The 18,555-nt window shown below is 35.5% G+C and carries 19 protein-coding genes; 5 read left to right on the top strand and 14 right to left on the bottom strand.

From position 1 onward, the window contains the following. Positions 1-104: 104 nt before the first annotated feature. Entirely contained in the window at positions 105-743 is a 639-nt protein-coding gene (locus ACFTQ7_RS11000) for a BMQ_0737 family morphogenetic spore coat protein (RefSeq protein WP_386828713.1), read from the bottom strand. Between the two features lie 246 nt (positions 744-989). Here ACFTQ7_RS11000 and ACFTQ7_RS10995 point away from each other — a divergent pair, with 246 nt between their 5' ends. Next, positions 990-2,219 (top strand): hypothetical protein, encoded by a 1,230-nt coding sequence (locus ACFTQ7_RS10995; protein WP_386828711.1) that lies wholly within the window; start codon positions 990-992, stop codon positions 2,217-2,219. 250 nt (positions 2,220-2,469) lie between these two features. Then, positions 2,470-3,087 (top strand): exosporium glycoprotein BclB-related protein, encoded by a 618-nt coding sequence (locus ACFTQ7_RS10990; RefSeq protein ID WP_386828710.1) that lies wholly within the window; start codon positions 2,470-2,472, stop codon positions 3,085-3,087. 146 nt (positions 3,088-3,233) lie between these two features. Here ACFTQ7_RS10990 and ACFTQ7_RS10985 read toward each other — a convergent pair whose 3' ends face one another. From ACFTQ7_RS10985 to ACFTQ7_RS10925, 13 genes are all read right to left on the bottom strand, one after another. Continuing rightward, the gene (locus tag ACFTQ7_RS10985) at positions 3,234-3,746 is read right to left on the bottom strand and encodes a YfiT family bacillithiol transferase (RefSeq protein ID WP_386828708.1); all 513 of its coding nucleotides are present in this window, start codon (positions 3,744-3,746) and stop codon (positions 3,234-3,236) included. Between the two features lie 151 nt (positions 3,747-3,897). Beyond that, positions 3,898-4,326 carry a hypothetical protein gene (locus ACFTQ7_RS10980; RefSeq protein WP_386828707.1) on the bottom strand — a complete coding sequence of 143 codons (429 nt, stop codon included), beginning with the start codon at positions 4,324-4,326 and terminating at the stop codon, positions 3,898-3,900. A gap of 212 nt (positions 4,327-4,538) precedes the next feature. Beyond that, a complete protein-coding gene (locus tag ACFTQ7_RS10975; protein ID WP_386828706.1) occupies positions 4,539-5,309 on the bottom strand; it encodes an alpha/beta hydrolase in 771 nt (256 codons plus the stop codon). Further along, positions 5,306-6,106: an ABC transporter ATP-binding protein gene (locus ACFTQ7_RS10970; protein ID WP_386828704.1), complete on the bottom strand. Its 801-nt coding sequence runs from the start codon at positions 6,104-6,106 to the stop codon at positions 5,306-5,308. Before ACFTQ7_RS10970 ends, ACFTQ7_RS10975 begins: the two co-directional genes overlap by 4 nt. An 11-nt stretch (positions 6,107-6,117) precedes the next feature. Continuing rightward, a complete protein-coding gene (locus tag ACFTQ7_RS10965; RefSeq protein ID WP_483869438.1) occupies positions 6,118-7,119 on the bottom strand; it encodes a FecCD family ABC transporter permease in 1,002 nt (333 codons plus the stop codon). A 22-nt stretch (positions 7,120-7,141) separates the two neighbouring features. Further along, positions 7,142-8,149 (bottom strand): FecCD family ABC transporter permease, encoded by a 1,008-nt coding sequence (locus ACFTQ7_RS10960; RefSeq protein WP_386828702.1) that lies wholly within the window; start codon positions 8,147-8,149, stop codon positions 7,142-7,144. A gap of 275 nt (positions 8,150-8,424) precedes the next feature. Continuing rightward, positions 8,425-9,408: an ABC transporter substrate-binding protein gene (locus tag ACFTQ7_RS10955; protein WP_386828701.1), complete on the bottom strand. Its 984-nt coding sequence runs from the start codon at positions 9,406-9,408 to the stop codon at positions 8,425-8,427. A 216-nt stretch (positions 9,409-9,624) separates the two neighbouring features. Beyond that, on the bottom strand, positions 9,625-10,455 hold the full coding sequence (locus ACFTQ7_RS10950; RefSeq protein WP_386828699.1) for a helix-turn-helix domain-containing protein: 831 nt from the start codon (positions 10,453-10,455) through the stop codon (positions 9,625-9,627). After that, on the bottom strand, positions 10,437-10,931 hold the full coding sequence (locus ACFTQ7_RS10945) for a DinB family protein (RefSeq protein ID WP_386828697.1): 495 nt from the start codon (positions 10,929-10,931) through the stop codon (positions 10,437-10,439). Before ACFTQ7_RS10945 ends, ACFTQ7_RS10950 begins: the two co-directional genes overlap by 19 nt. A gap of 104 nt (positions 10,932-11,035) precedes the next feature. Beyond that, positions 11,036-11,395 (bottom strand): YybH family protein, encoded by a 360-nt coding sequence (locus ACFTQ7_RS10940; RefSeq protein WP_386828695.1) that lies wholly within the window; start codon positions 11,393-11,395, stop codon positions 11,036-11,038. A 101-nt stretch (positions 11,396-11,496) separates the two neighbouring features. Then, the gene (locus ACFTQ7_RS10935) at positions 11,497-12,771 is read right to left on the bottom strand and encodes a TolC family protein (RefSeq protein WP_386828693.1); all 1,275 of its coding nucleotides are present in this window, start codon (positions 12,769-12,771) and stop codon (positions 11,497-11,499) included. An 11-nt stretch (positions 12,772-12,782) separates the two neighbouring features. Further along, positions 12,783-14,459, bottom strand: coding sequence for a beta-barrel domain-containing protein (locus ACFTQ7_RS10930; RefSeq protein WP_386828691.1), 1,677 nt, complete (start codon positions 14,457-14,459; stop codon positions 12,783-12,785). A gap of 13 nt (positions 14,460-14,472) precedes the next feature. Beyond that, positions 14,473-16,665: a peptidase domain-containing ABC transporter gene (locus ACFTQ7_RS10925; protein WP_386828690.1), complete on the bottom strand. Its 2,193-nt coding sequence runs from the start codon at positions 16,663-16,665 to the stop codon at positions 14,473-14,475. A 267-nt stretch (positions 16,666-16,932) separates the two neighbouring features. Here ACFTQ7_RS10925 and ACFTQ7_RS10920 point away from each other — a divergent pair, with 267 nt between their 5' ends. The 3 genes from ACFTQ7_RS10920 to ACFTQ7_RS10910 all read left to right on the top strand — a co-directional run bounded on the left by ACFTQ7_RS10920 (position 16,933) and on the right by ACFTQ7_RS10910 (position 18,541). Then, a complete protein-coding gene (locus tag ACFTQ7_RS10920) occupies positions 16,933-17,184 on the top strand; it encodes a hypothetical protein (protein WP_386828689.1) in 252 nt (83 codons plus the stop codon). 220 nt (positions 17,185-17,404) lie between these two features. Then, positions 17,405-17,641 carry a hypothetical protein gene (locus tag ACFTQ7_RS10915; protein ID WP_386828688.1) on the top strand — a complete coding sequence of 79 codons (237 nt, stop codon included), beginning with the start codon at positions 17,405-17,407 and terminating at the stop codon, positions 17,639-17,641. Between the two features lie 771 nt (positions 17,642-18,412). Next, the gene (locus ACFTQ7_RS10910; RefSeq protein WP_386828687.1) at positions 18,413-18,541 is read left to right on the top strand and encodes a hypothetical protein; all 129 of its coding nucleotides are present in this window, start codon (positions 18,413-18,415) and stop codon (positions 18,539-18,541) included. Positions 18,542-18,555 lie beyond the last annotated feature (14 nt).

Raw genomic sequence — 18,555 nt, 5'->3', positions numbered from 1 at the left:
AAGCAATTTCAAACTTCTTTATGTGGCAGTTACGTCCTTCCATAAAAAAAAAGAGAGGATTACCCTCTCTTTACAATATGATGTTCTTCTATGTGTTAGTACCATTAACCGACTGGTGGGAATACAGCAGGGCATTGCGCTGGGCGAACTACACCTGGACATGCGAACGGTAATTCTGCTCTTGGCTCGCAGAAAGTCGCTAAGAATTCCACAGTAACTGGGAATGTAGATTGAATACTTTGGCAAACTGATATAGTAACTACTAATGCAGAAAACGTAATTGTGTTTGTTCCAGCTGTTAGAGTTCCTGTTGAACACACGAAACAATCTAAATCTGTGAATAAAATTTCTACATCTGTCCCTTTCGGCGCACATAATGTAACTTGTTCACAACGTGAAACTGTAATAGGATTGCTTGTGAACCTAGTACCATTTGGTAAAGTAACAACTAACGTAAGAGTAAAGTTCTTTTGAATAGTCAGACTTTGAAGACATACCGTTGCACCATCGATGGAGAATTGACGATTCTCACGATTCAAAATAACAACAGGATTAGTTGCTCTTGGAACTACATTACATGTAACTACTGCACCTACTAAGCTAGTCGTTGCTGTTACTCCTGGAAAAGTAATTGGTCCAGTAGGGGAAAACTCAAACGACGCTTCCTTTACAATCCAGTCGAATACCTTATCGACGTTTATACAAATTGGTTCCTGCAATTGGGATGGCATATTATCTTGCATCCTTTTGACACCTCCATAAATTTTTTACCTTTCGTTTGTATCTTATGTTTTCTGACTAAAAGTGCATGGGCTAAAAAGTAATTCGTTCTGATTTTTATTAAAATACTTGCGTATCAGTATGAATCGTTTTTGCTTACATCTCCTCTTCTTAAAGAGAAACTAAAATGTTTAAAAGGACCGGTATAGTTGTAACAGAAAGTAAATATTTTTAATAAAATATTAATGGACTGAAAGGGGTGAAATGCAATGGAAGATTTAAAATTATACTCCACTCGAGACATTGAAAAATTGAAACAAAAGATAGAAGCCTACAAGGATACGTTAACTTCATTAAAAACAGGAACTTCTATTGAAGATTATTTATTTATGAAAATGGATTTTGATGAGATTAAAACGCAAATGGCACTTTTAGAAGGGCTAACTGAAACAATAGATGATAAGCAAAATTCACACATCGGAGGCTATGAGGAGCAGATAAAACTTCTATCGGCACAAATTGAGTCTCTGAATCAAACGATTGAGGAAATGAATCAAGAAATACTAAGGGTTTTAAACAAATTACTCATTATTGAAAACACTGAAGCTCCAACCACTACACCTAAAACTGAAAACACATCTAAATTTATTGCTAACAGTGCTCAAAGGGATCTGATCATTACACAGACAACAAGCCAACCTGCGAATACATCAAAACAGCCATCTTATAAAATGCTACAAAGTCTGGCCGGTAAAGCAATTAATGCACAATTAGATGTAAACAATGGTATACCTTCTGCTCACAATGAAAATCAAAGAAATGTACCTGAAGAACGCCATTTTAATCAACAATATTTTCAATCAATAAATACTCATCCAAGCCAAATGTATAATGGTTTATATAGAAATACCATTACCGAATCCACCTTCCATTTTAAAAACGCAACGAATGTACAGGAAATTCCTATTAGTGTTTATGAATCTAATACTTTACCGCATACCGAAATCCATAATTCCACTGACAATGACCTTAATGCAAATGATTTAGTTAATTATGGAGAACTCGAAAAAATTAACAACACTGTTACTATAGATGAAATTAGCTCTGTAATAACAAGTGAGCCTGCTATTTCTGAAGCTTCGGAAGTAGTTAAGGAACCTGCCATTCCTGTAGATTCTGAAGTAGCTGAGGAACCTGTCATTCCTTTAGCTTCTGAAGCAGCTGAGGAACCTGTCATTCCTTTAGCTTCTAAAGCAGCTGAGGAACCTGTCATTCCTTTAGCTTCTAAAGTTGTTATTAAGCAAGACGACACAAATACATCCCCTACTTTAAAAAGTACCGAAATTGAAGTCTTTGAAGCTAAGATAGAAGAAGATGAAACCTTTATACAAATTGAAGAGGTAAACAAACAACCTGAGTTAAAAGAAGAAGTAACTGAAGAAGGGCAAAAAAAAGAAAAGAACTCTTTGTTTTTCAATTTCTTTCGAAAATGGAGTTAGTTTAAAAAGTGGTTTACAGAGTTTAATAAAACTGGATAAGAATACAGAACACGTCCAATAAGTATGAAAATACATATTGGACTTTTTTTATGTCAATTGAAAAAATAAGTCCCATTAGTTAGTACCCGTAAAATGCCAAAGCTTCTCTAAAGAAGCTTCAAAATATCCACATATAAAAACGACAAATTAGATAATTGCCCTCCCCCCCCAATCTTAGCTGAATAGAATAATGAAGAAAGGGGGTGTAAAAATGTGTATGAATAATTCTATGTGCGGCTGCTCATCTAATAATAATGAATGTGAAAATTTCGGACCTTTCGTAGCGGTCGACGCTGCATGTATTACTACACCAGCACCAACAACAGGCTCAATTATCGCATACTCATCAGGAGTAACACCTGTTATTTTAGTATCCGCTATTTCTGGTTTAATTACTACTGTAAGTCTTGTAGGATTCGGTACAGCTGTCCCAGGGATAACACTTGCTGGCATTAATATAGATCTAACAGCCGTTGGTGCCACAGAAGCTTTTACGGTTCCACGTCCTGGTACTATTACATCTATTTCTGCAACAATCGCATCAACTGTCGTTTTAGCCGTAGCAGGAACAGCAACAGTCAGAGCACAAATTTACCGCGCAGTTCCAGGAAGCAATGTTTTCAGCCCTACTGCAGCATTCGTTGACCTATTACCAAGTTTACCATTATTATCAATAATAGCAGGTACGATTGCAAGTGGTAATGCAGACGTTTCAGTGCCAGTAAATACTGGTGATCGTTTACTAATGGTGTTCTCCATGACTACTACAGGAGCAACAGCTATTACTACTTTTGCTGGTAACGCAAGTGCAGGAATCAATATTGTATAAGAGATACTATTGACTTAGATAAAAGTTAGCCTACAGTATCATCACCCGTTCAAAAATTGAAAACACTCAAAATTAATTTAAACGTATTATAGGCGATTTCTTCAAATCAAGAAATCGCCTATTTTTAAATACAAAAATTTTAGCCTTTATTTCGCCAAAGCCATCTGAATATGAGCAAGATGATGCTTCCCGTGCCAAGCATATAAGGCTACAGCTTTTTCAAGTGTCATCAAGCCTGAATCAGGATGATAAAATGCTCGTTGTATTTGCTCTGCTGTTAAACTTTCCAGCAAATAAACCCAGCGTGCATGTAAGCCTTCAATCAATTTATAAGATACCGAAACAGGCATTTCCGAATCCGGAAGCTGTGCCCATTCCACTTCGTTATAAGGTTTAATTGTTGGAGTATCCTCTGTTAAAGCTAGCTTAAAACGGATATAGCTATTCATATGACTATCTGCAATATGATGGACAAGCTGCGTAACCGTCCAGCCATTTTCTCGGTAAGATTTTATTAAGGCTTGTTCACTTGCTCCGTTAAGTGCCTCTGCTAGTTGCGTCGGTAATAGACGAATATCCTCTATCCATTCCTTTACTTGCTGCGCTGTCATTACTTCCGGAAATTGAAATTGTCCAATTGGATATCGAAAATCGGTCATGTAGCTATCCTCCATTTCTATGTTCTTAATTTTCATATTACCAATTTTATATTTTTCACGCTATTCACATTTATCATTCTAAGTAAAACCCTCATTTTGTAAGCATTTTATCTTACAAAACGAGGGTCACATTATATGGTATATTAATTTTTTATTCAGTAATATCATAAATTAACGTATCAAAATAGCTCCCATTCGTATAAAGTAAAATTGCCCAGTCCCCAGGTTTCGGGATCTTCACATTTGAAGGTGCATGTGCATCTGCACCATTAACAGATCCACTAAGTCCTATATTCCAACCATTTACTAAAATCGGATGTATGGTGTTAGAATCTTTGTGATACCCGACAATTGTTAATTGATTATCACGTCCTTCTTCAATACCCCAAACATGCCACATCCATTTTTGAGTGTTTAAACTTGGCATATCGACTCCAATAACACCTGATTTATTTGAGTTACCAATAATACCTCTGTCTCCAAATTCAACAGCCTTTTTGTCCCAATCAATTGATTTAAAATCACTTTCTTGCACAAAGTCAGGCAAATCATCTGGCAGAGCAACTGCTTTCTCATTCATTGTACAGCCTACTAAAAACAACAACACTGAAAATAAAACTATACATCGCCTCACTTCATCTCCCCTTTATAATCATGGCTCTTTCCTATGAAACGATTTTTCTACACACATTGTTACAGAGTATTCAGAAAAATACAGTTCTTCTAGTTAACAATCAATTTTTATCCAAAAATAAACCGCATCATCACAAGATAATGCGGTTGTTTGTACTATTAGTTTTTATTCACAAAACGAATGGCTTTACTCATTACCGTTGGGACGACGGATGCATGATTTTCCTCCAACGCTTCATAAAACGCAATGTCCATAATTTTTCCTAAATCGCTCGCAATTTGTTGAGCATCATCCACCATAAAGGTTTCAAGTTCCCCCACACCAATGAATAATTTTTCATAAGCAAATGGACGCTCTTTAATAAATTTTGAAGCATAACTGAATAGTTCATGCTCATTCCACCAAATAGAAGGGCTAATCGCTATATAACGTTGGAAAGTTGCTTGATGATGGAATAATTGCCAAAGCACAAAGTAGCCCGCTAATGAATGCCCGAACAGTGATTGCTGCAGCATATTTACAGGGAATTGAGCCTGAATACTTGGCTTCAATTCCTCCTCTAAAAATGTACTGAAGTTCTCTGCTCCCCCATGTTTCTCATGGCCCTTACCTTTAAATCTTGCAGGATACGTATACGTTTCGGCTTGTCCTGTAAAATCATAAAACCGGCGTTCATGCATGTCCACACCATGCCCAATTCCAACAACAATAGTTGGCAAAATACCCGTTTTAGGTGCATTGCGACTTTGTAGGCGGACCGCTTCCTTAACAAGATGGAAATAAGACGATCCATCTAATACGTATAAGACTGGAAAGCCTCCTTCCGGTACTTCTCCATTCGGTACATAGATATTTACCGTATACGTATAATCCGTAAACTTCGATACAATTTCTTGCGTCACATAATCAAGTGCTTTCTCCTCAATCATTTGTCGGTCTCCTTCATAACATCATAGCCGTAACATACGGGTGTTTTCGTAACTGGATCTTGAATAATACGTGCATTAATATTGAATACGTTACGCATAACATCTGCACATAAAATTTCCTCAGGTGTTCCCGTTTTCATTACAGCCCCCTGTCGCATTGCGATTAAATGATCAGAATATCGCGCCGCGTGATTAATGTCGTGCAATACCATAACAATCGTACAACGATGCCGCTCATTTAAGTTTTTCACAATTTCTAGCACCTCTAACTGATGTGCCATATCTAAATAAGTTGTCGGTTCGTCCAACAACAAAATACTCGTTTCTTGCGCCAAGGCCATTGCAAGCCATACACGTTGGCGTTGACCTCCAGAAAGCTGAGAAAGCTCTCGATTTCGGTACTCCATCGTATTTGTCACCTTTAAAGCCCATTCAATCATTTCCTCATCCTTTTTTGTTAAGCGATTCACATTATTTCGATGTGGATAACGACCATAAGCAATGAGCTCCTCAACCTTTAACTGACCTGGTGCAATAGGAGTCTGTGATAAAATAGCTAGCTTTTTCGCAATGTCCTTCGTCGATAAATTTTGCATGTTTTGGTCCTGTAAATAAACCGTCCCCTGCTGCTTCTTTAATATACGACCAATTGTTTTTAAAAGTGTAGATTTCCCACATCCATTAGGGCCAATAATAGTCGTAATCTTTCCTTCTTCTATTGTTAAATTTAAGCCTTCAAACACACGAACCTGTTCATAGCCAGAAGCCAAATTTTCCATTCTAAATGCCGTTTGCATACGATTTCCCCCTATGCCTTCGATTTCACTAGTAAATATAAGAAATATGGAATCCCGATAATCGAGACAACAATACCAACTGCCAGCTCAGACGGCGCAAATACTGTTTTTCCTATAAAATCAGCTGCAATAAGCAATCCCGCACCTATTAATGCACTTACTGGCATGACGTAACGATGTTGTATACCTACAAGCTGTTTAGCAATATGCGGTGCCATTAATCCAATAAAACCGATACTACCTGATACTGATACACAGGCACTGACTAAGCCAACGCTCGCCAATAACAACTTCATTTTCTCTTTTTCTACCGCTATCCCTAAGCTAGTAATACTATCCTCTTCTAATTGAAAATAATCGAGCAAATATGATTTCCGATAAACGTAAAAGCCTAATAAAATAAGCCACGGCAGCATAGTCACAACAAAAATCCAGTTTGCATTATAAATGGAGCCTGCCATCCAAACTGCAGCAGCTTCAAAATCCTGAGCATTCATTTTCAATGATAAAAATAATGACAATGCTCCGAAGCCACTATTAATCGCAATCCCTGTTAAAATTAGCCGTTGCATATCTAAATGGCCATTTTTTAGGGCAAATGAGAAAATTAACACAGCGGCCATCGCACCACCGACAAACCCAAAAATCGGCATCATCAAAATAGATAACCAGCTACTCATATCTGCTGATGTAAGATGTAATTGAAAGAAAAACATAAATATGACCACTGCTGCACCGGCACCAGCGTTAATCCCTAGAATCCCAGGGTCTGCTAGGCCATTACGCGTAATACCTTGTAGCACAACCCCCGCCATTCCTAAGCCAACACCGACTAATGCTGCAATGACAATACGTGGTAACCGGAATTCAAAAATGACAAGATCAAATTTAGGGTTCGACTCAATTCGTAGCAATGTTTTTAAGATATCCATCACCGACATATCAAAGACACCATTTGTAAGATGGAGATAGCTTGCACCAAAAATTAATAACACCAATATTGAAACAGTCATTACGAATACACTTGAGGTTTTTTTACGCACGTTTTTCACCTCCGTGTTTACGAACTAAATATAAGAAGAATGGGACACCGACCAATGCCGTTAAGACGCCGATTGGAGTTTCGAATGGATAATTAACAAAGCGACTGAGCACATCACAAAGCGCTAAGAAAAACGCACCTACTACAGCTCCACACGGAATGATAAAGCGGTAATCTACGCCAACAAGGAAACGTGTAATATGAGGGATAACTAACCCTACAAAGGCAATCTTTCCTACAAGTGCAACAGCCGTTCCTGTTAAACATACAACGGCAAGCATACTAATTATTTTCACGGCTTTTGTTTTTTGCCCAAGTCCAATAGCGATATCTTCTCCTAATGAAGTGATCGTAATAGCCTTAGCTGATAATAATGCAAGCACTAAACCAACTAACCCAAATGGAATAGATAGCATGAGCATATCCATATCCACCATATGGACCTTTGTGTTATACCAAACACTTACCGTTTGTGATACTTGGAAATACATCGCAATAGCTGTAGCAATACTGCTTAAAAACGTACCAATGACCGTCCCAATAATGGCAAGCCTTACTGGTGATAAACCATTGCGAATTAAAGAGCCAAAACCAAATACAATCCCTGCGCCTAATGCTGAACCGAGCATAGAAAGTAAAATCATTTGGTAATTAGGAAGCCCTGGGAAAAATACGATTGCTAACGTAATCACAAATGCAGAACCATCATTCACGCCCATTAATGATGGGGACGCTAAATAATTTCGTGTAATACCTTGCATCACTGCGCCAGCTACTGCTAAAAATGCTCCAACCAATAAAACAGCTGCAATTCTAGGAATACGTCCTGTTCGTATAATTTGGTGGTCCACATTCGAAGGGTCAAACGCAGTAATCGCCTGCCATACCGTTATTGCGCTAATGTCTTTCGTGCCGTACATAACGGATACTAATGCCACAATCGCAATTAGGAATGGAGAAGCTGCTAATATTGAAAATGCTACAATGTTTGTTTTTTTCAACTTCCACACCTTTTTCTATATCAAATATGCCTCGACGTAATTGTAGCCGTCGCTACAGAAAACATTTGCCGCTGTCGCGCGGATAAACAATGCGTCCGGAGGCGTTGGGCCAACAAATGTTTTCTGTGCGAAAGCGAAGCGACAGCAACACAACATGATGTTGGCCACTCAGTCATTGCCACAGGACGTGGCGTTCTTAGACTGAGTTCCTCTAACTTATAAAAGGCTGGTAATAGCCTGGTGATACCACCAAATCTACTACCAGCCTCTTTATACTATTTAAGTAATTTTTCAGCTGCGATATCTAAGAATTTCACCTTAGACCATGCAGTACCACCTTGTGCTAAAGGTTCAATGGCATTCACGAAAATTTGATTATTTTGTGATGCTTTTAAGCTTGTAAAGATCGGATTTTTTTGTAGCTCTTCTAACGCTTTTGGTGCGTCAGCATTTTCTGATTCCTCGAATTGAAGGAAAATAGCATCAGGATTAACATCGGCTAATGTTTCAAGAGATAGTTCAGCCTGTGCCTTTGCAGTTTTTAACACCTCTGGTATTGGAGCCCCTAAATCTTCATATAGAACAGGGTTTAAGTAAACGCCTGCAGGATAGATATACATGATGCCGCCACGTACTCGAATAACTAGAACTTGCTTGTCCGCTAATTGCTCTTTAGATTTCACTTGGGAATCAGCAACCTTCGCTTCATAATCTGCAATGATTTTTTTTGCCTCATCTTCTTTCCCTGAAAGCTGTGCAAGTAACGTTAAGTTCTCTTTCCAATTTGTAGAGACATGTGAATACGGAATCATCGTTTGAATTTTATTAAGCTTTTCAGCCATTTCCTCAGGGTATTTTGAGGAACCTAAAATAACATCTGGGTCAAGTTGAAGAATGGCTTCAGTATTCGGTGTCATTTTATTTCCAACAAGCTCGGCACCTTCTAATTCAGAAGCAAGATATGCTGGAATTTTCCCACCGATATCAAGCACACCAACAGGCTTGATACCAAGCACTGCCGCATCTTCCATAGACTCTAAGCTTGCAGCTACAATATTTTTAACATCTGCGGCAATTTCATATTTTTCGCCTAAGTATGTAATCGTTTGTGTTTTCGCTTGATTTGTTTGCGTTTCTGTTGCACTAGTTTCTTCTGCATTATTTGTAGATGTTGATGACTCTTCTGCTTTATCCGTTCCACACGCAGCCAAAGATAGAGCTAATAGAGCAGGAGCACACATTTTAAAATATTTATTCATCGATATTCTCCCCTAACGAACTTGATTATATTGATAATGATAATCATTTTCATTTATAAGTCAATAGCATTTTTTTAATTGATATCTATTATCATTTACGGATACTATCCTAACAAAGAGGAAATCAGTTGTGAATGGACGATTTCACGAATCACATGGACTTTTGCCGATTTCCGAGCACAAAAAAAGCTGCTTCTTTTTAAAGAAACAACTTTTTTATAAGTATTTAGCTTCTTCAAGCATTGTTTTTCGATATGTTGTCGGCGACATTCCAGTACATTTTTTAAATACTCGACTGAAATAAAAGCAGTCTATATAACCTACACATTCTGCTATTTCCGCTACTGGCGAATCGTCATATTTCAGTAACTCCTTCGACCGTCGGATACGATATTCCGTTAAGTAGACGCTAGGATTCATCCCTGTATGCTGTTCAAACAAATAGGCAAACCTACGACGCTCCACGCCAAATTCTTCAGCAATTTTCGAAACAGAAAGTTCTGTAGCATAATTCTCATGTATATACTGTAAAGCTTGCTCCATCTGGTCACTTGCCGTATCGAGCACCTTCACTTTTGCCGACATAAGAATGGCTTCCAAAAGATTCATAAATAGAGTCTTTGCTTTGAATATTGATATATTACCCGGCATTGCTTGACTTTCTATTAACTGCTGTACATAGTCAATAATTTTAGTATGATAGCCTGTATTGATTAAAAAGTGCTGAGTTGATAATGGATATAAAATTGACTCTTCGGGAGAAAGTTGATAATGAACAACTGCGTATTCCCATCCTTTATCATCAGAAGCTTTAATTTCGATTGGCATTTGTGGCCCTGCATGTACGACCATACCTGGCTCCATTGCATAAGGGGTACCGTTAAAACTAAATATAGCGTTACCAGCAAGAGGCACAACCAATCCACACTTCCCCGGGGCTGTTGTTCGACCTTTGTCTACTTGGCCTGGCTCCATCCTATTTGTAAAAACATCCGTAAATTTTACAGACGCATGTGCATAGTAATCGATTAAATGCTTGATATCCATTTTATAGCCTCTATATTCTTTAAAACTTTTTGTACTTGAGAAAAATGATGCAAATCATGATCTTCTAAACTAGCAAAATAACTGTAAAGTGTTAATTCTGAAGCACCTATAGTAAAAGGCTGCTGCCATTGTTCATCCACTATTTCATAAAGCGCGTCAATTAACTGATGTCTCTGATGGATAAAATTAGCTATCGTTTCTTCTCTACTTTGTGCACGGCTATTCCTTGCTGCACAAGCATTTATCTCTCCTACATCTGGACCTTTTGGTAAGCTCCCCTCTATAAAAAGAAACGGTAAACGTTGCTTTAACACAAATTCATCCCACGGTGTAAGATGTCCAATGACCTCTGCAACCGTCCATTTCCCAGGCTCTATAGGGGTACGCCATTGTTCTTCAGTTATACCTGCTAAACTTTCCACAAATATGATAGATCTTTTATAATGCGAGATTATTTGATGTTTATCGTGACACAAATCCCTTAGCTCCTTCGCTTCATTTTAGTAGAAAATCTGCAGTTTCGGCCAAATTGATTTCCCATTGTTTATTATGGACCCTACTCTTTAGTAATAAAAATAATTTAACTGCTTAAATGTTCATGGATTAACTTCCATTCATTGTTTAAGACCGTAAAAATATTCGTTGCTCTCCCGCTACCTGATACAAATTCTCCGTTATGATAGCCTTCATAATGGTATGTATAAATACAGGTAGCTGATTGTTCATCAACTGTGAGCCACTGTATATCGGTAACCGAGTATACTTCTTCTTTTATCAATTCCCACGCATTGTTGAAATAAGCTCCTATTTTTTCTACTGTTGTGCATGTTTTATCGGTAAACCAATACACTGCTTGCGGATGCAAAAATTCCTTTACGTTATTAAAATCATGGGAATTTGTAGCCTCAATATAGCGCTCTAAAGCTTGGTGATATGGCATGGTAATTCCCCCTTTTTTAACTTGTCTTAAAGTCCAATAATCGGAAATGCAAATAGCATGTTAGTAAATTACTTCCTAATATGCTATTTTTATATACATAATTACTCTATATATCCGTTTAATGCTTGCGTATACTTTTCTCTTAGAATATAGTATTCGTATTTATATATGTTTATATCTGATTCAATTCGCTGAATATCTCGATCTATTTTCTCTACTTCTATACTAGTAATCACTCCAGCATTATATTGTATTTCTACATCTTTTTTATCTGCAATTAAAGACTCTTTGGCTTTTTGCAAGTCATTCAAATGCAAAAATATTTCTTCTTGTTCAAAATAAATTTTTTTGATTTTAGCCTTTGTTTCCTTTATCAGATTTTCCTTTTCATATTTAGCTACTTGCCATGTTTGATAGTAATAATCTTTTAAATTTGTCTTGTTAGATTCTGTACTACTATAGTTTTTCTCTGCTAACAAGATATCTTCTTCTAATTTTCGAACATTGAACATTTTATCGACTTCGCCTTCTAACTCCATTATCGGTAATTTATTGATTTTTTTGTCGATTGATTGAAGACGAAGCATCTGATTATATGGTAACCCAATCTCTAGTTTTAGCTCCTCTAAGTAAAAATGATAGACTCTTCCTTTTTTATTAAGCTGCTGGTCTAATTTTTCAATTTCACGTTCCTTTTTCTCAACATCTTTATTACTCATTATTCCATGCTCTTGCATTATCAAAAAATTCCCGATATCAGCTTGAATATATGATATTTCTTTTTTTATTTGCTTAATTTCTGCATCATGTAATAAAAGGTTAATATATTTTTGAGAAATATAATGCTTAATAGCTTCCCTTGTTTGTTCTACTTCGATAGTATTTTTATTTTTATCAGCATCTATTGCTTTAGCAGCCTTATTTAATTCTTCTCGTTGCAATTTTATCTTTTCTTGTAATTCGTGATTTCTTGCAATCGCCTGTCCTTCTAATAATTGATTCAATGTTGTATTAATCAAAATCTGTGTAGTAATTAATTGCCCAATCGCCTCTTTTTCTTCATCGGCTAATTGGTCAAATTCCGGATACTGATTAAGAAAATACTTAGGATCAGTAGGGAGATGACTTGTTGTAGGACTATGAATGTTATCTAACTCTTTTAATTCATCTTGGATATATTTGTGTTGCGAATTTAATGCCTTAATTTTAGCTTCTAAAAGTTTTATATTTCCATGATTATTTAGTGCTAATTCTACGGCCTCTTCTTTAGTAATCGTTTCTATAGTATCCTTTCCTTTTGCTTGAGCTGTCGTTGATAAGCAAAACATACATAATAGAATGCTAAAAAAATAAGGTACAACACACTTTAATTGCATAACTTATACCTCTAGTCTATAAGATTTATTTTCTCTAACAGATAATATAGAATTTTTTTAGAATCTGTAATGACAGACGCTTCCGCTGTCATACCTACCTTAACTTCTCCATTTTCTCCTTTTTTATTACTAAGTGATTTACTTGTAAGAGATGCTTCCACTGTGTAATAACTCAAGCCATCTTCACCAATCACTGAATCTGGGCTAATCGAAGAAATTACCCCTGATAAATAACCAAAATTTTGTTTTGGAAAAGCTGTAAAATGAAAATTAACCTTATCTCCTATTTTTATTTTACCTATTTCTTGATTAGGTACCGCTAAAGTGACTTTATATTGAGATTCTTGATCAGGAATAATAGATAAAATAGGTTCTCCCGCTTGAAGAAATTCTCCAACATTAATCTCTTTAATAACATTGATTGTTCCACTAGTAGATGCTTTAACTACACCTTTATTTGAGGAAATTTCAAGCTGCTCAATATTTTCTTGTATAGCTTTTTTCTTATTCTCTTCCTCTTCAATAAGACTATTTATTTCTACAGTTTTATCTAGCTCAAACTTTTTCAGTGATACTTGTATACCTTCATTTAATAAGCCTTCTTGGCTTTCTATATCTTGTATACTCTCAGCTAAATGTTGCTTTTCTAGTTTTAGCTCGTCATTATTTATAACTAAATCAGTTACTTTGTCTAAGCTCTCCAAATCAGTTTTTGCCTGTTTAAGTTGATTTTCCAAAGTTTTGATATTTGTATCAATGTCTAAAACGGTATTTTTTACAAACTTCTCTAATTCTAAAGAAGCATTTTCATATTGTGTTTTTTCATTTTCCATCTGAGCCCTAGGAACAAAACGCTCACCTAATTCAACTGATCTGTTATATATTTTTTCTTTATCATTCATTATTAAAGTTAATTGATCGAACTTTTTTTGATAATTAGCCAATTGGGAATTACGTACTGAATCATCTGGCTTTAAATGATTTTGTTTAGTAATAATTGATTTCTTTAGTTTTCTCTCACTTTCTAAATCAAGAGTTATTTGACTAATTTTATTCTCTAGTAATCCTTTTTCTACCCCATACTTATTTTTTTCATTTTTGAAAGTTCTCTCATTTTCACGTATTTTAATATCAGCCTTTTGACTAGATTGTTCTAAAGCATTTCTTTTCTGTTCTACATCAATAGAATTACTTTGAAAGTCTATTTCTAGCTGCTTATAGTTCGCAATATATTGATCTACCAATTTTAAATATTTTAATTCATTCTCCTCTGACTTGGAGAATTGATTCTTTCTTTGTTGAATACTCACCTTATATTTGCTCAGTAGGATTAATTCCGCCTCGATTTGTCCTAATTCCACTTTTCTATTCTCTAGTTCTTTTAAAACTTCCTTTTGTTCTAAGGAAAATAGCGGTTCTCCTTCTTTTACTTTTTGACCTTCTTTGATATATAGTTCCTGAACTTTTCCAATTATAGGCGCTTGTACTGTGTGCACTTTTTCATTAGGACGTACTATGCCATTCGCTTTGGCAACAGTATCTATCTCACCAAAGTAACTCCAAGCTAAAGCACAAATTAATATAATTACCAAAATAGAAATAAAGATTGATACGAACGGATGTGGTTTGGATTCTAAAATCTCACGACTATCAGTTAATTCATTTAAATTACTTATTTTTATTCTCATCTGTTATCACCTTTTAACTAGTAACTAACTCTATTTGTTCATTTTCACCAGCCATTTGATTTCTCCAAAGCTCAAAATATCTACCTTTACTATTCATTAATTCTTCATGTGTCCCTAACTCAATAATATTCCCTTGTTCAATCACACAAATTTTATCGCACTTCTTAATAGTGCTTAATCTATGCGCTATAATAATAGTAGTAATTCCAGAACAATAGTCATCGATGGTCTCCGAAATGGCTTTCTCCGTGATGGAATCCAGGTTACTTGTTGCCTCATCAAGTATAAGAATATCCGGTCTTTTTAAAATTGCTCTTGTAATGGATAGACGTTGACGTTGCCCGCCTGATAAATTGGACGCATTTTCCTCAAGAACCGTACTATAACGTAAAGGTAGAGTATTAATAAAATCATGGGCTTTCGCAATTTTTGCAGCATCCACAATATCCTCAAGTGTCACATCATTATCTGTCCCCAGTGATAAATTTTCTTCAATTGTGCCACTAAAAAAGAAACTTTCTTGAGAAACATAGGCAATTTTCTCACGCAATTTATGAAAATCTAGATCCTGAAGGTTATTACCATTAATTAAAATTTCACCTTTTTCAGGTTGATAGAAGTTTAAAAGAAGCTTTGCTAAAGTAGTCTTACCGGAGCCGCTTTCACCAACAAATGCTACTTTTTCCCCCTGGCCGATAGAAAGGTTCACATCTTTTAAGATTAGACTTCTTGTGCCATACCTAAAATCAACATTTCGAATATCTATATCTCCTTTTAGATGTTGAGGAGCTATCCTTTTTCCTTTATGCTTTTCTTCCTCTGTTTCTAGATCAAGTATTTCTCCTAATCTTTGAGAAGCAACAATAGCGGATTGAAGCATTGGCTGTAAGTTAACTAAGTTTTGCAATGGCGTTAAGAAGTAGGCTAGTAATGCATTAAAAGCTATTAGTTGTCCCGCTGTCATATTCCCTTTTAGAACTTGATATGAACCTACCCATAATATGACCGTTCCACCTGCTAAACCTAAATAATTCTTCAAAGAGTTTTGATAATTATCAATTAGCCCATGCTTAAAAATACTTTTTAAAAATTTAATAAAGCGTTTTTCAAGTTCATCTTTTGTTGCTTTTTCGGCATTATAAGCTTTAATAGTTTCAACTCCATTAAGCGATTCTACAAGATAGGCATTTAATTGGGCATTTTCTTCCATTTCCTTACGATTAATATTTTCATAGGCTTTTTTAAATACCCATACGATCAGAATATAAATCGGGACCATAATCAGCGTTATTCCAAATAAAAAGGCGCTTTGGGTATACAGTATAAAAGCCCCAACAATAACCATCATGGTATCTAATACTATTGATAAAGTAGCTCCTGACAATGCCTGCCGCACTTTAGAAGCATCTATTAGTCGAGAAATAATTTCCCCTACTTTTCTTGTACCAAAAAAATTCATTGGTAAGTTTAAAACGTGACTGTAAAAGCTTAAAATAAGTGAAATATCAAGCTTCTGGCTAATATGTAATAAAAGATAGTTACGAAATGCATCAAGTATAATTTGAAATGTATATAGTAAAAGTATCCCTAAAGAAATAATATGTAATGACTTTTCTAAATTAAAAATAAGAATATCGTCTATTAATAACTGAAAATAAAATGCACTTGCAATACCAAGCATAGTATATAAAATCGAACTAATAAATATTTGGAAAAATAACCATTTTTGTGGTTTTAATAAATGAAAGAAACGTGCTAAAAGTCCTTGTGTTTCATCACCTTTTTCAAATTTGACTGATGGTGTGAGTAGTACAAGCACGCCTGTCCATATTTTAAAGAACTCTCCAGGTGAATATTTCACAATTCCTTTTGCAGGATCAGCAACAATAACTTCCTTTTGGGATATTTTATGTATAACTATATAATGTAATAATTGGTTGTCTATAATACAATGTGCGATTGCTGGTAACGGAAATTCCTGAAAAAAACTCGTATCATCGCCTTTTACGGCCTTCGCAGTAAATCCTATTTTTTCAGCTGCTTTTATTAAACCTAGTATATTAGTCCCTTGCTTATCTGTCCCAGCTACTTCTCGTAGCTGTGAAATAGGCATTTTCAACCCATGCTGCTTTGAGATGGTCGCTAAACAAGCAACACCGCAATCCTTTTGATCATATTGTTTAATACAAACATATTTTTTAAACATCTACCTCTATACCTCTATTTCAATTATTTAATAATGAAGGTGATAACGCTATTTGCCTCATCTACTTATACTCCAACAGAATTCTACTTATTTATTTTAGTCAAAGTACACATAAGTACAATTGCGTGATTTCACATAGATACAATTGCGGAAACACGCAATTGTAGAATTTGAAAATAAAATATATCGTTTGTTTAGAGGCAGATATATAACTTAAATTTAAGTTTTTTTGCCTCTAAACAATAAATTGAGAGTGAGGTACTAGTTTTGGAAAAAACATTTAAAAGTTTATCATCTGAAGAATTGTTATGTATTGATGGAGGTGGAGCATACTCTGATTTTATGAAAGAATTATGGGTAGGCGGAGGTTCCACAGTAGGAACTCTTATTGGTGGCGCTATTGGGGTTGGATCATCTGGTTCAATAAAAAACGCTCCTGTAAGAGGTACAGCAGGTGCTGCTGCTGGTGCGGTAACGGGGGGTATTATTGCCGCGAAAGTTTGGGATGCACTTCATTAATTAGATTAATAATAAACACACGACTGCCGATTAGAGAGGTTCGGCCACAAAATGTAAGTTACCACATAAACCTTTTACGAAACGATGAATCTCTCTTATTTAAGCTTAAAAAGTTTCTCACATTATTTCCAAACTCTTTCGGAAGCCAAGCTTAATTAATATTAACAGCAGTTTTTTAACGCAAACATAAAAATTTATTATTTCAAAAGGAGTTATGAGCATGGATGTTTTAAATGAACAAGAATTAATGGATATAAATGGTGGTGGACTTGTTTCAGGGATAGCCGGAGGATTGCTAGGTGGAGGAGCAGGGTTTCTAGGAGGTAGTGCTGCAGTTATTGCAGGATACACTACAGGAAACATGAATGGTGAGAAAGCTAGAGCCATAATAAAAGATACTACTATGGGATTTGCTGGTGCTGGTGCACTAGCTGGAGGATTGTCCCCTCTACCATAAAAAGGGCGTTTGATAGTTAGAAAATAAACTTATTGGAGAGCCTCTTTATAAAACAAATTCTCCTTTATAAAACTTCTAATAAAATCCTTCGTTTAAAATCCATTATCTATGGTTAGATACTGTGACTAAATTCTTTTAAAGAGTTTAGTCCTTTATTAGTATTTTTATTTTCTAAAAATATTTCATATTCTTAATTAAGGATGCACATTTTTTTGAATAGAAAAGTCTATTATAATTTACTTCTTTTAATTGGATTATTAGCAATTGGATTACTTTTAAGAACACAAAATGTGCCTTATTTTGGACTAAATACATTCTTCAATATAACATTGAACACTTTTTCAATCATTGTATTTATATTAACTTTTATTTTTTCTTAAATTAGTAAATCGGTTCATTTATATAATTTCACTGCAAAATCATAATGAAAACGTGATTCCGCATAATTTAATTGCGGAATCACGCATTTCAAAAGTTGAATAGAATTATGAGATAATTAAGGTGAAGTTATACAGAAAAATATAAAAGGAAGATGCGAATGCAGGCATTCTGGAGGACAGCCATTTCTGTGGCCATAGTAGTTGTCATCATTGGAATTAATAAAGTTATTTTTGAGCCAGGTACTCTTCAAACAGTACTCAATAGTTTATGTGTGTTTATTGTGTTGCTTTACAATCAATTTAGGCCGCCTGAAAAAAAATGAGAAGAAATTAATTTTTATTGCGAATGATTTACGGCATTGGTTTTTACAATATGATCCATATTTAGGTTGTGGTTGTCGCAGCAGCCTCAACAGTCCTATCACCTGCACTTCCATTATCAGTAGCTGCAGCTACTTCAGGCCTAGGACTTCAAGTAGCTGGTTATAGTCAAATTGCTGCAGGCTTTGCTTCTAAGTAAATTCAAGAGGATAT

Source organism: Lysinibacillus sp. NPDC056959 (assembly GCF_042674095.1).
Lineage (GTDB): Bacteria > Bacillota > Bacilli > Bacillales_A > Planococcaceae > Lysinibacillus > Lysinibacillus zambalensis.
This window is presented reverse-complemented; position numbering and strand designations above follow the sequence as displayed.

Excerpts from the sequence above, each read along its gene's own strand:
- ACFTQ7_RS11000 (WP_386828713.1), bottom strand. The coding sequence starts at position 743 with ATGCAAGATAATATGCCATCCCAATTGCAGGAACCAATTTGTATAAAC.
- ACFTQ7_RS10995 (WP_386828711.1), top strand. The coding sequence starts at position 990 with ATGGAAGATTTAAAATTATACTCCACTCGAGACATTGAAAAATTGAAA.
- ACFTQ7_RS10990 (WP_386828710.1), top strand. The coding sequence starts at position 2,470 with ATGTGTATGAATAATTCTATGTGCGGCTGCTCATCTAATAATAATGAA.
- ACFTQ7_RS10985 (WP_386828708.1), bottom strand. The coding sequence starts at position 3,746 with ATGACCGATTTTCGATATCCAATTGGACAATTTCAATTTCCGGAAGTA.
- ACFTQ7_RS10980 (WP_386828707.1), bottom strand. The coding sequence starts at position 4,326 with ATGAATGAGAAAGCAGTTGCTCTGCCAGATGATTTGCCTGACTTTGTG.
- ACFTQ7_RS10975 (WP_386828706.1), bottom strand. The coding sequence starts at position 5,309 with ATGATTGAGGAGAAAGCACTTGATTATGTGACGCAAGAAATTGTATCG.
- ACFTQ7_RS10970 (WP_386828704.1), bottom strand. The coding sequence starts at position 6,106 with ATGCAAACGGCATTTAGAATGGAAAATTTGGCTTCTGGCTATGAACAG.
- ACFTQ7_RS10965 (WP_483869438.1), bottom strand. The coding sequence starts at position 7,119 with ATGACTGTTTCAATATTGGTGTTATTAATTTTTGGTGCAAGCTATCTC.
- ACFTQ7_RS10955 (WP_386828701.1), bottom strand. The coding sequence starts at position 9,408 with ATGAATAAATATTTTAAAATGTGTGCTCCTGCTCTATTAGCTCTATCT.
- ACFTQ7_RS10950 (WP_386828699.1), bottom strand. The coding sequence starts at position 10,455 with ATGGATATCAAGCATTTAATCGATTACTATGCACATGCGTCTGTAAAA.
- ACFTQ7_RS10940 (WP_386828695.1), bottom strand. The coding sequence starts at position 11,395 with ATGCCATATCACCAAGCTTTAGAGCGCTATATTGAGGCTACAAATTCC.
- ACFTQ7_RS10935 (WP_386828693.1), bottom strand. The coding sequence starts at position 12,771 with ATGCAATTAAAGTGTGTTGTACCTTATTTTTTTAGCATTCTATTATGT.
- ACFTQ7_RS10930 (WP_386828691.1), bottom strand. The coding sequence starts at position 14,459 with ATGAGAATAAAAATAAGTAATTTAAATGAATTAACTGATAGTCGTGAG.
- ACFTQ7_RS10925 (WP_386828690.1), bottom strand. The coding sequence starts at position 16,665 with ATGTTTAAAAAATATGTTTGTATTAAACAATATGATCAAAAGGATTGC.
- ACFTQ7_RS10915 (WP_386828688.1), top strand. The coding sequence starts at position 17,405 with ATGGATGTTTTAAATGAACAAGAATTAATGGATATAAATGGTGGTGGA.